Genomic DNA, 11,822 nt, shown 5'->3' with positions numbered 1-11,822 from the left:
AGGGCGTGACGTGAGGAAGGGTTAAATGCCCTATCTAAAAATTCGAGCTATGCTCTCAGCGATAACGAAAGCATAGCTCGCATTTTTAGCGTCTCGCTGCAATGCGAACAAAAAATATAAATAGGATAGGGTGAAGTCAATTGAAAAAAGTGAGAAAAGCCATTATTCCTGCTGCGGGGCTCGGTACCCGGTTTTTGCCTGCGACGAAAGCAATGCCGAAAGAAATGCTTCCAATCGTTGATAAACCCACCATTCAGTACATCGTAGAAGAAGCCATTGAATCAGGAGTAGAAGACATTATCGTCGTGACCGGTAAAGGTAAACGTGCGATCGAAGACCACTTTGATATCGCGTTTGAGCTGGAATATACGTTGGAGAGCAAAGGGAAACTCGACATTTTAGAAAAAGTCAGAAAATCCTCCAATGTGAATCTTCACTATATAAGGCAAAAAGAAGCGAGAGGGCTTGGCCACGCCGTTTGGTGCGCCCGCAATTTTATCGGAGACGAACCGTTCGCCGTTCTGCTTGGCGATGATATCGTAGAGGCCGACGTTCCTTGCACCAGGCAACTGATCGAGCAGTATGAGCAAACCGGACGTTCGGTCATCGGCGTTCAAACGGTTCATGCGGATCAGACAGACCGATACGGGATTGTCGATCCAGGCGAGACGATGGGCCGACTTTATCAAGTGAACCGTTTTGTAGAGAAGCCGCCGAAAGGACAAGCTCCATCCAACCTGGCTATTATGGGCCGTTATGTTCTGACCCCGGATATATTCGATTATTTAGGGCTGCAGGAAATTGGCGCAGGCGGAGAAATTCAGCTCACCGATGCCATTCAAAAGCTGAATATGGATAAAGGCGTTTACGCATACGACTTCCAAGGCAAGCGCTATGATGTGGGCGAAAGACTCGGTTTTATTATGACATCGGTCGATTTTGCGCTCCGGAATAACGAACTTCGGCAGCAGCTCTTAAGCGAGCTTGGGGAGTTGTTGGAGCGAGAGCTTGGGAAACAATTAATAGGAATAGGGGGTGAATAATGATGCCCCCGCAGTATCGCGATGAAGTGGTATTAAACACTCCTAATGAATTTAGGAATACCATGAATTCGGTGATCAAACGCGCCATAGACATAATCGGCTCGCTGGCTGGATTAATTCTGTTAAGTCCGCTGTTTGTTGTCATTGGCATTCTGATTAAATTGGAAGATTCGAAAGGCTCCGTATTGTTCTATCAAACAAGGATCGGGAAGAACGAGAAGCCGTTCCGGATGTATAAATTCCGCTCCATGGTCAGCAATGCGGAAGAGAAGCTGAAAGAGCTGCTCGCTCAAAATGAAATTGAAGGCGCTATGTTCAAGATGAAGAACGATCCGCGAATTACGAAGATCGGGAAGTTCATACGGAAAACAAGCATTGATGAGCTCCCGCAGCTGATTAATGTGCTCCGGGGAGAAATGTCATTAGTCGGTCCAAGACCTCCTCTCGTAAGGGAAGTCAAGGAGTATACGGATTACGACAAGCTTCGTTTAACCGTTAAGCCTGGTTGTACAGGACTTTGGCAGGTAAGCGGCCGTAATGAATTAAGTTTTAAAGAAATGGTTGAGCTGGACTTGAAGTACATCCAAGATCGAAGCATTGGGTTTGACTTGAAAATCATATTCAAGACATTCAAAGTGCTTCTTGGGGCAAAAGATGCTTTTTAAGGCGGAAAATGAATGAAAAAGATGATGTTTATTACGAACAGGCTGCCTTTTCCGAATACGGACGGCAGAAAAAACCTGCTTCAGCAATACATTGAGCAAATCAAAGATATTTATCCTGAATGTCAGATCGTGAACTTGTCATTTATTGATGACAAGAAGTACCTAAAGGATCGGCCGGATGCGATTTCTCGCCTGGTGAGTCTAGAATTGCCTGGTATGGCAGAGAAGCTGTTCAATGTGCTGGTCTATTCCTTGCTCATGCAAAGGTGGCCGCTGCAAGTATCCGTTTATTACTCCCGGAGAACGCATAGGCTCATTAAAGAAAAGATCGAGGAAGAGCAGCCGGAATTCATCTTTTACGATATGGTGCGCGTAGCGGAATACCGTTCGGACGGAACCTCGCAAAAGGTGCTCAGCTACGATGATCTGCTGTCATTGCGTTATGAACGCCAGTTGCAATGGTTTCAGTACATTCCGTCCGTATTCGGCGGTTTTTCGGACAAGCTCCCATCCGGCATCAAGCGGTTTGCAAATTTGAAGTTCATTCAAAAATGGCTTGTCGCTTTCGAAAGCAAGCTGCTGCACAAGTACGAGAAAAGCGCAGCCCGAAATTTCGAACACCTTATCTTTACTTCACCCAAGGAAGCGGAGAGCTTCCGGCAAATGGTGAGCCATGACTCTTGTTTCGGCATCCCGATGAGATTCGACCCGGATAAGAAAACGACGGGAAATCCAAGGTCGTATGACAGGAACAAGATCGTCTTTGTAGGGAAAATGGACATTCCTCACAATAGCTCCGCGGTCGTTTATTTCTGCGAGAAGATATGGCCCGGCATCAAGCGGAAGGCACCGAATGCAAAGTTCTATATCATCGGCAAAAGCCCGACTGCCGAAGTGCTTAAGCTGCAGGAGACCTATCCTGACATTATCGTAACCGGCGAAGTGGATAACGTTAAGCGGGTCGTAAGCGATGCCGCTTTAATGATCGCTCCGCTGCTTTTTGGCACTGGAATTAAAACGAAGATCGTCGAGGCTATGTCTTGGGGAGTACCGGTCGTAACCAATCTGATCGGCAGTGAAGGGATCAATGCAATCAATCATGAGGACCTGTTCGTCTGCGAAACGGAGGAGGCGATGGTACAAAATGTACTCCTGTTATTGGACAACAATGAGATAAACGAAAAAGTATCGCGCAATTCGATCCGTTACGTGACCCATCATTTCAGCAGCTCCGTGACCCGTAAAAATCTGGAATTGATTCTATCGTAGGGCAATTGCGCAAAGAGCAGGTGTTGGTTATTCGAAATCTTGTAATTGCGCTATTTATGTTATCCCTAATGCTATTGACGTACGACAGCTTGCCGTATATCCCTTTCTCGGTCTATCGGCCGATATCTATGTTTCCGATGTTTCTTGCATCCGTCTTGCTCCTGTTTACTGACTTCAGGTTCAAGAAAGGAGATATTTTCTTTCTCCTCTTCGTGATGTACAGCATCGGGCATTCCTTAATCGTTGCACTAATCAACGGTGATATCGGCAGCAGCGCGTCGCATATTATTACACTTGTGTTCGGCCTATCTATGTTTCGGGTATCGGTCTATGTCACTGAGCAAGCGAAAGAAGATCCGGAGATTATAAAGCGCATCGCAAAAAGTATTGCGATAGCCTTCATTCCTCCGCTGTTTGCCGGTTTTGTTCAGCTATTCGACTCCTTTTTCGTCCGCAGCGGATTTTCCGGAGCCTTTACGGGACTGTTCGCGGAGAAAGTGTATCTCCGGAGAATTCAAATGCTGTCGGGCGAGCCTTCTTGGGCGGCAATTCATATGCTGAGCGGCGGGTTAATAATGTTCTACCTGTATAAGCAGGGGTTTCGTAAGCAACTGCTTCTGCTTTTCGCAACTATGCTGCTTATGGTGCTTTCTTTCTCGGCTTACGCTTACACCGTGCTGCTTACCGCGCTGGTCATTTATGTACTGGTCACGAACAAGAACAGAGGCCGGATGCTGGTCGTTCTGGCGGTCTGCGCCTTAATCGTTGTTGTAGGCGTGCCTTTTCTGATCGAAACGTTCAAGATAAGCGGCTATTTTACGGATCGGTTTCAGTTCAATTTCAATCAATTAATAAATAATGATAATTCATTTTTTGTCAGGCTGGTGTTTCCGGCCATCGGTTTTTTAGAATTTGCCAGATATCCGATTTTTGGAGTAGGCGGCGGCTTTTATTATACGGAATTTGCCTCCCTCCTACAGCAGTATTTCAGTAGCGGATTGAAATTCAGCGAGGTACACGATCTGGTATTTATTAATCCCTATGACGCTACGTCGAGAAATATGGTGTCGAAGGTGTTCGCTGAGGAAGGCCTCATCGGGGTTATCCTTTTTGGAGGATTTCTGGTTTCGATTTTTCGCAGCTGCGGGGCAAATTCGTATTCGAAATTCGCTTTTGCGTTATGCATCTCACTCGTCATGAATTTTGATTCATATGCTTTTCTGGATTTCTGGTTGTTGTTCGGGTTCATCCGCGGGGGAGGGTTCGAAACGGAAACGATACGTACCGGTATGCCAGTACAAGTGCCCGTTCGGGTTAAAGGTAACATACTGCCCGTTAGACCTATCTATAGCGAATGGAGACGAAAGGCATGAAAATCGTTATTGTAAATAGTTTGTACAGCCCGCATATAATTGGCGGTGCGGAAATATCGACTCAAATTTTAGCCGAAACGCTTGAATCCGTTGCTGATGTGCATGTGATTACGACAGGCGGGCAAAAGAGAAACGCCGGTATAACGTCAGAGTTGATTAACGGAGTTACGGTTCATCGTCTGCCTTACAACAATATGTATTGGATTGGCGATACGGAACACCGCGGCAAGCTGAATAAGGTGGCTCGCAGACTTATCGATATTTACAATCCGATGCAGATCGGGACTGTGGCGAAGCTATTGAAGGAAATAAATCCTGATTTGGTCCATACGCAGAATTTATCCGGTTTCGGGGCCGGGATATGGACCGCTTTCTTCAAAGCGGGTGTACCGATCGTTCATACATTAAGAGATTACTCGCTCATCTCGCCGGTCAGCTCGCCGATATCCAATCCTCTGTTGTCGCGGTTATACAAGCTGACTTCGCTAGGATTCAGCAAACGGGTTTCCGCGGTCGTTGGCATATCATCACATATTTTAAACCGTCATACGGAAGCGGGTTTGTTTCCGAATGCCGAACACCTGGTCATTCCGAACGTTGTGGATGGCGACATCGTTGCGGGAGAGAAGGATTTTGAGCGAAAACCGCTGCGCATCGGCTATTTCGGCAGAATCGAACCGGAGAAGGGTGTCCGTGAAATCATCGATGCCGTTCGCTCTTTACCGGAAGAGGTAATTGAGCGGCTATATGTATGCGGAGAAGGAAAGCTAAAAGATGAGCTTTCGGAAGCATGCAGGAATGACGGACGCATCGTGTTCACCGGTAAAGTGAAGCCGAATGAGGCGCGGGAACTTATGGCCCAAGTAGATGCTACCGTTGTTCCTTCGATTTGGGAAGAGCCGTTCGGGCGGGTCATCATCGAATCCTATCAAGTCGGCACACCCGTATACGCCTCAGCTGTAGGCGGAATTCCTGACGTTGTCCTGAATCGCAAGCAATATCTGTTTGCGCCAGGCAGTTCGGGAGCGATTCAAGACAAGTTATTGGAATATTATTCACTCTCGGCTGAACAAAAAAGAACGATTCAAAGACAATGTCTGGATCATAGCCGCAGGTTTACCAAACAATCACTGCTTGAACGGCATACGGAATTATATCAATCCGTCATGCATCAAGTAACCGGGAAGGTAGTCTATGGCACAATTGGCAATCCGTAAACTATTAAATGGAAATGGTCTGGTTCAAACGATTTTGCGTACCAGCGCAACTAATTTTATGGTGATGGTCATAACCACGCTGACCTCCATCGTGACAGCGAGAATGTTCGGCGTCGCAGGCAAAGGGGAATTATCGGCGATTCTGTTCTGGTCGACCTTCCTCGTAGGCATTGTCGGATTCGGACTTCCCACGTCCCTTATTTACAACATGAAGCGGCATACCGGCAAAGGGGCGGAATACATCAGGGCAGGATTTCTTTTCCAGCTCCCTGTCAGCATCATTGTGGGCGTGGCTGCATGGATCTATCTGCCGGTTTGGCTGGGCAACTATTCGGCTGACGTCATTCAGACCGCCAGATGGTACACCGTGCTGACGCTGCCGCTGCTGCTTGCGGTCAATCTGATTGCGGCACTTGCGCAGAGCACGGACAACTTCAAAGTCTATAACGGAGTGCGGTTGTTTGTTCCGCTATTTAATTTAGCGGGTATCATCGTCCTCTTTATGGTCGGAGTGCTGAATATCCACGCTGCCTCGTTCGTCTACTTGGTCACCACGCTGCTCGTCGTCATTTGGTCCTTGCTCCAATTGAGGGGCGAGCTGAAGATCGATTGGTTCAAACGTATGGTTGACCGGGTGGCGGCCAAGTCGTTGTTCGGTTACGGAAGCAGAGTATTTGGCGTCGAGCTGCTGGGAACCTTGTATTCGCAGTTTGACAAAATCATTATATTATCGCTGCTCACGCCGCGGGATTTCGGTCTATATAGCGTCGTTTATGCGCTATCCCGAGTCTTCAATACGGTTCAGACGGCCATATCGAATGTCATCTTTCCGAAGTTGACGGGGCTGGATAAGGACAAGATTATTTCAACGGTCGGCCGGGCTTTCCGGTTGTCGCTTATCCTGATGACGATTGTGGTCGTACCGAGTATATTCATCGGCAGATTCCTGATGGGTATGTTATTCGGCAAGGAATTTCTGGAGGCCAGCACCGCTTTCTATATTCTATCGTTCGAATGCATTCTCGGCGGCGGCTCATGGATTCTGGCTGCTTCGTTCAACGCATTGGGTCGTCCCGGTCTTGTGCTAATCCGGCAAGTTATAGCGCTCGCGATTACGGTCGGACTATTCTTCGTATTTACCCCTTTGTATGGTCTGAACGGAATAGCTTTATCTTTATTAATCGGAGCGATGGTAAGAATGCTGGTCACGATAGCGGCGATGCGGGTCGCTTTCAAGGTGCGGTTTGCCGGTATGCTTTTTGACAAGGACGATTTCCGCTTTCTGATCGATCGTCTGAGAGAAAAAAAGATAATTAAAAGAGCTGGAAGAGCAGGTGGAATGGATGAGTAACCCAACCGTTTATATGTGGCCCAAAGTTAGTGAATATAACAAATACTCCGAATTGCTGACGAAGTCCATCGTGGATAAGGGATTGCGGGTGGAGCATTACGATACGAAGAACACCCTTAAACCTGCAAAGGGAGACATTGTCCATATGCATTGGCCCAGTTACTCGTATCAGTCGTCCGCTTTCCCGCTTACGGTCATGAAGTCAATGTTGTTTGCCGGACTTCTTTTGTTTTTGAAAGTACGGGGTGTACGGTTATTTTGGACCGTTCACAATATTTGGCCGCATTCGACGGGGAAAAGTAAATGGGATTATATGATGCGGAAGTTTATTTTATCCGTCTGCAACAAAGGATTCGTCATGAGTGAGACGGTAAAACAAGAAGTTATCGAAACTTTCGGGGTAAGAGCCGAGAAATTGATCGTCACGCCGCATGGCCATTACGTGGATGCCTATGTCGGCAATGGGACGGATATCCGTAAGCGATTCAACATTCCGCCGGAACAGTTCCTATTCTTATTTATCGGCAGAATCAACTCTTATAAAGGAGTCGAAAAGCTGGTCGAAGCTTTTGTATCGCTGAATCTGGAGTCGGCCGGACTGCTCATAGCGGGAAAAGTGGATGCCGGTTACAAATTGGATTATATCGATCCGATTAATAACGGCAGAATCAAGGTTTATCCTCATTTCGTGGATGATCACGAACTTGTCGACTACTTACGGGCTGGCGATGTGATGGTGCTGCCTTATAACCAGATTACGACTTCCGGCAGCGCGATTCTCGCTCTCTCTCATTATAAGCCGGTCGTTGCGCCTAAGCTCGGTTCACTCAGCGAGTATGTTTCCGACGGATGCGGAATCTTATACGATCCTGCTGACCCGGATGGGTTACGCAAGGCGCTGGCGATGGCAGTCCATATGAATATGAACGATGCCCGGAAGCACATCTCGAAAAAACTGGCAGAACTGGACTGGCAGGGGATAGCCGGAAAAATGATAAAAGTGTATACCGGAACGAAACGGTACGAGGTGAAAGCATGAAAGCGACAATAGCGATATGCACCCATAACAGGGCTGAGGATGTGAGAGAAGCGCTTCTAAGTCTCTTACAGCAAAATTTTACGGATGCTTTTGAGGTGATTGTGGTCGACAACCGATCCACCGACAACACCAAACAGGTTGTTCAAGAAGTCAATCAGATGACAAACATTCCGATTATTTATGTTTATGAAGAACGGCTGGGGCTCTCCGTTGCCCGGAATCGTGCGATTCGCGAATCGAAGGGTGAGTATGTCCTCTTCTTAGACGATGATGCTGTGGCTTCCAAGGAATGGATCAGCGGCATAGTCTCCTTATTTGAGACCGATCCCCGGATCGGCTGCGTTGGAGGCAGGATTGAACCGGCATGGGAAGTGGCGGAGCCAACCTGGCTTTTGCCGGAAAACCGGACGCTCTATACGATTTTGGATTATTCTCAAGAAATTGTAGAAATGCAAAAGCCGGCCATCCCATTCGGAGCCAATGTAGCTTTCCGTAAGTCCGTGTTCCATTCGCTTAAGCCCTTTCGAGAGGATCTGGGCAGAGTGGGAAGCAACCTGCTTTCAAGCGAGGAGGCTGAGCTCATTGATCGAATCCGCAGCAAATATACCGTCTATTATACGCCTCATGCGTGGGTGCGGCACAAAATTCCGCGCAGCAGAGTTAGCCGGAAATGGCTGCTGCGGAGGATTTATTGGCAAGGAGTAAGCCGTGCGGTCAGCTCGGAGCGGAAAACGGGCATTTTCGTCAAATCCGTCCTGAAGGTACCGGTATTTATGCTGTTGGCGGTTATTTTTTTCTTCGATAAGCATCGGATTTTTCGGAATATTAGCAAAATTATTTACAATAATGGTTTAATCAGCGGTGTATTGCGAACTTATAACTAACTAAGAGAGAAAGGAGAGAAGTGGTGAAGTGGGGAGCAAACATCAAGAAAAGTAACCGTACTCTGCTTAATTTGTTATTGGTTTTCACCTTACTTATAACCCTTATACCCATACATGGTTTTGCTACTTCTCCTGAAATCGTAGTTGATGATCTTGCGGATTGGAGTCACGTTTACAAACGTTCCGAGACTCTTTCTCTGCAACAATATGACGGGGCCGATGATCCTACCCGGGTGATCCGAAGTTTCAGGTCTAAGGAATACATGACCTACCGGTCAAACGGTCCTCTAGAATCTTTTTCTTTATACACGTACTATCGCGATGACAACGGGCCGTACGATCAGCCGAATTTTTATGTCTCCCACGATGGCAGTGAGTATGAAAAAGTGACGCCGCAAATTTACAATGACGGGGATAACGTAAATTTGGTCGTGTATGAATTGCGAAACTTTCGCAAGGACGCCAAATATTTGAAAATCGAATTCACCGGCAGCGATATCGCTAAATCGCCGGTAATCGGGAAAGCGGTGCTGAATGGTCCATTAGGCGTAACGGCCAACCTGCCTTCGGGATCCGTCCCTTACGGCACTATGGTCATGTTGGAAAGGGCAGCTGCCGGCGACACCGTCTATTACACCACGGACGGCAGCGACCCTAGAACGTCTCTTACGCGCAAGCTTTATGCTTCACCGATTATAGTAGTGAACGAACTCCAATTAAAGATTACCGCCGTGAAAAAGTCGGCTTCGGGCAAAAAAGCGGCTAGCAGGGTTTCTGATTACCATTATATCCCTGAAAGTTCGTTGGATACGGCAGTCGGAATGCTTGATCCGCTCGACAATTTCAAGCAGGTTTACAGTAAATCGAGTATTTATATTGCGAAAGATACGCCTTATTACTTCGGCAATGATTTGCATCGGATAGCACGTACCACGGTGAAGCCTGGGAGCATCACTTATCATACGGATTTCGATATTTCTTCCTTTATGGTTGACAGCTACTTTTTCACTGGACATGCCATGGAGAAACTTCGGATCTATAGCTCGGCGAATGGAAAGGATTATACGGAAATTTCTGCTGAGGCCTATGTGGTAGGCTATCCCGTATCCAATTGGCAGAAGTACGCTTACGAGGCTTCGTCGCTGCCGGCGGGCACGAGGTATTTGAAGATCGAGCTGTACGGATCGACGGCGGCATGGTCGCCCCAAGTTTCGAATGTTACTTTCAATCGAAGCACCGCTTCCGTGAAGGTCCAGTCAACTAGAAGCACCGAATCGCTGCATACTGTACTGACCACGGCTTCGAGCGGGGCAAAGATTTATTATCGTTTGAATAAAGGGCTCACTTTCCAGCTCTATTCCGAACCGCTCGAGCTCACCGGTTATAACGTGCTGGAAACCTATGCGGTCAAGGATGGCATGGATCCAAGTCCAATCCGTAAGTATACGTTCAACGCTAGCAATCATATTCAAGTGGACCGATTCGGTCAAATGATATCGGCTACGTTTCCCGAGAAGGTGATAACCGATCAGCAACTGGAAGCGGATGCCGAGGCCGACGCCTCCTATTACGCCGGTTTAACGCCTCCTTCAGGCCGGGACCGTTTCGGTGGTCTGGCAGGCAGTGCGGCAAAATACGGCTTGCAGAACAAGGGCTTCTTTTCCATTCAGCAGATGGGAAGCCGCAAAGTGATGACAACGCCGGAAGGCAATCTCTTCTTCAGCTTAGGCGTGAACGCACTTACAACCAATGAAACCTTTACGATGGTTAAGGGGCGGGAGGAGCTGTTCGAGTCGATTCCATCTATTCAAGAGGAATATAAAACGGCTTATAACGGGACCGATAATTTTTCGTTCTACTTGGCGAACAAATACCGGAAAACAGGGGTAGTTCCAACCGAGCATGCGATCTATTCGGAAGCGGTCTTGCGCATCAAAAAATGGGGATTTAACAGTGTAGGAGGCTTTTCACCCGACAAATACGGCAGTGAGAACAACTTGCCTTACGTGCGGATGCTTCCTCTGAGCAGCATGAGCTGGGCCAAGATAGACGGGATTTCGATATTCGATATTTTTGCGCCGGATGCGGAATCCAAGATCGATAAGGCGTTTGCCAGCGCAGTCAAGCCGACCAAGGACGATCCGATGCTAATCGGGTATTTCATCGACAACGAATACGATTTCCACAAGTTTTATTCTGGGGTGCCGAAGCTGAAGGCAAGCAAAGCGGCGATCAAAGGACACTGGGTTAAAAGGCTGAAGGATAAATATCAAGACATAAACAAATTCAACAGCGAGTGGCAGACAAGCTTTAAATCCTTTGAAGATTTGAAGGAGGCGGAGCTGCCGCTCAAGACATCGGCGGCCTGGCGCGATACGGACGAATTTTTCAGGTATTACCTGGATACGTTCTACGGAACGGTATCGCGGCTCTACCGCAAATATGATCCGAATCATCTTCTTCTCGGAGACCGTTGGTTAACGACACCTTTCCAGAATGAGAAGCTTCGGAGCGTTATGGCAGAGGTGGAAGGGAAATACGTGGATGTCATCAGTATCAACTATTACAGCTATAACCTGGATCCCGGTCTTTTGAAAGAAGTGTACACGAAATCAGGCGGCAAGCCGATTCTGATCAGCGAATTCGGTTTCGGTACGACGGAACAAGGATTGGATCCGCTCCTGAAAAATTCGGCCACGAATCAGTCCCAGAGGGGAACGCGTTACCGGAATTATGTAGAGGCGGCGGCCGGTCTAGACAACGTTGTGGGCGCTCATGTGTTCAATTATGTGGACCAAGCTGCTTTGGGCAGGTACTGGGAAGGCGTTTGGGGAGAACGCTATAACTCGGGCCTCGTGAATGTCGCCGACCGTCCTTACAAGGAATATTTGAAAGAGGTCATGGCGACCAACTACGACATCTACAAGGTAATGTTAGGGGAACGGTCCCAATTTTATTACGATCTCAGCAGTAAATGAGTT

At 47.6% G+C, this 11,822-nt stretch carries 9 protein-coding genes; all 9 read left to right on the top strand.

Annotated elements, in window-relative coordinates:
• The first annotated feature begins 140 nt into the window (after positions 1-140).
• The 9 genes from galU (at position 141) to AC1DF0_RS03495 (ending at position 11,819) form a co-directional block, all read left to right on the top strand.
• Positions 141-1,043: a UTP--glucose-1-phosphate uridylyltransferase GalU gene (galU, locus tag AC1DF0_RS03535; protein WP_442052539.1), complete on the top strand. Its 903-nt coding sequence runs from the start codon at positions 141-143 to the stop codon at positions 1,041-1,043.
• The gene (locus tag AC1DF0_RS03530; protein ID WP_477573085.1) at positions 1,043-1,708 is read left to right on the top strand and encodes a sugar transferase; all 666 of its coding nucleotides are present in this window, start codon (positions 1,043-1,045) and stop codon (positions 1,706-1,708) included. Before galU ends, AC1DF0_RS03530 begins: the two co-directional genes overlap by 1 nt.
• Before the next feature lie 12 nt (positions 1,709-1,720).
• Positions 1,721-2,977, top strand: a complete 1,257-nt coding sequence (locus AC1DF0_RS03525; protein WP_477573084.1) for a glycosyltransferase family 4 protein — start codon at positions 1,721-1,723, stop codon at positions 2,975-2,977.
• Positions 2,978-3,045: 68 nt separating this feature from the next.
• Positions 3,046-4,350, top strand: a complete 1,305-nt coding sequence (locus AC1DF0_RS03520) for an O-antigen ligase family protein (RefSeq protein WP_477573083.1) — start codon at positions 3,046-3,048, stop codon at positions 4,348-4,350.
• Positions 4,347-5,567 (top strand): glycosyltransferase family 4 protein, encoded by a 1,221-nt coding sequence (locus tag AC1DF0_RS03515; RefSeq protein ID WP_477573082.1) that lies wholly within the window; start codon positions 4,347-4,349, stop codon positions 5,565-5,567. Before AC1DF0_RS03520 ends, AC1DF0_RS03515 begins: the two co-directional genes overlap by 4 nt.
• Complete coding sequence (locus AC1DF0_RS03510; RefSeq protein ID WP_442052544.1) at positions 5,545-6,918, top strand: lipopolysaccharide biosynthesis protein; 1,374 nt, start codon at positions 5,545-5,547, stop codon at positions 6,916-6,918. The genes AC1DF0_RS03515 and AC1DF0_RS03510 overlap by 23 nt, the downstream gene beginning before the upstream one ends.
• Positions 6,911-7,957 carry a glycosyltransferase family 4 protein gene (locus AC1DF0_RS03505; protein ID WP_477573081.1) on the top strand — a complete coding sequence of 349 codons (1,047 nt, stop codon included), beginning with the start codon at positions 6,911-6,913 and terminating at the stop codon, positions 7,955-7,957. The genes AC1DF0_RS03510 and AC1DF0_RS03505 overlap by 8 nt, the downstream gene beginning before the upstream one ends.
• Positions 7,954-8,841 carry a glycosyltransferase gene (locus AC1DF0_RS03500; RefSeq protein ID WP_477573080.1) on the top strand — a complete coding sequence of 296 codons (888 nt, stop codon included), beginning with the start codon at positions 7,954-7,956 and terminating at the stop codon, positions 8,839-8,841. Before AC1DF0_RS03505 ends, AC1DF0_RS03500 begins: the two co-directional genes overlap by 4 nt.
• A gap of 263 nt (positions 8,842-9,104) precedes the next feature.
• Entirely contained in the window at positions 9,105-11,819 is a 2,715-nt protein-coding gene (locus AC1DF0_RS03495) for a chitobiase/beta-hexosaminidase C-terminal domain-containing protein (protein WP_477573079.1), read from the top strand.
• The last annotated feature ends 3 nt before the right edge of the window (positions 11,820-11,822 follow it).

The sequence above is a fragment of the Paenibacillus sp. 05T425 genome (assembly GCF_056396205.1).
This window is presented reverse-complemented; position numbering and strand designations above follow the sequence as displayed.

Coding starts and splice junctions, on each gene's coding strand:
- AC1DF0_RS03510 (WP_442052544.1), top strand. CDS start 5,545: ATGGCACAATTGGCAATCCGTAAACTATTAAATGGAAATGGTCTGGTT.
- AC1DF0_RS03515 (WP_477573082.1), top strand. CDS start 4,347: ATGAAAATCGTTATTGTAAATAGTTTGTACAGCCCGCATATAATTGGC.
- AC1DF0_RS03505 (WP_477573081.1), top strand. CDS start 6,911: ATGAGTAACCCAACCGTTTATATGTGGCCCAAAGTTAGTGAATATAAC.
- AC1DF0_RS03530 (WP_477573085.1), top strand. CDS start 1,043: ATGATGCCCCCGCAGTATCGCGATGAAGTGGTATTAAACACTCCTAAT.
- AC1DF0_RS03525 (WP_477573084.1), top strand. CDS start 1,721: ATGAAAAAGATGATGTTTATTACGAACAGGCTGCCTTTTCCGAATACG.
- AC1DF0_RS03520 (WP_477573083.1), top strand. CDS start 3,046: ATGCTATTGACGTACGACAGCTTGCCGTATATCCCTTTCTCGGTCTAT.
- AC1DF0_RS03500 (WP_477573080.1), top strand. CDS start 7,954: ATGAAAGCGACAATAGCGATATGCACCCATAACAGGGCTGAGGATGTG.
- AC1DF0_RS03495 (WP_477573079.1), top strand. CDS start 9,105: ATGACCTACCGGTCAAACGGTCCTCTAGAATCTTTTTCTTTATACACG.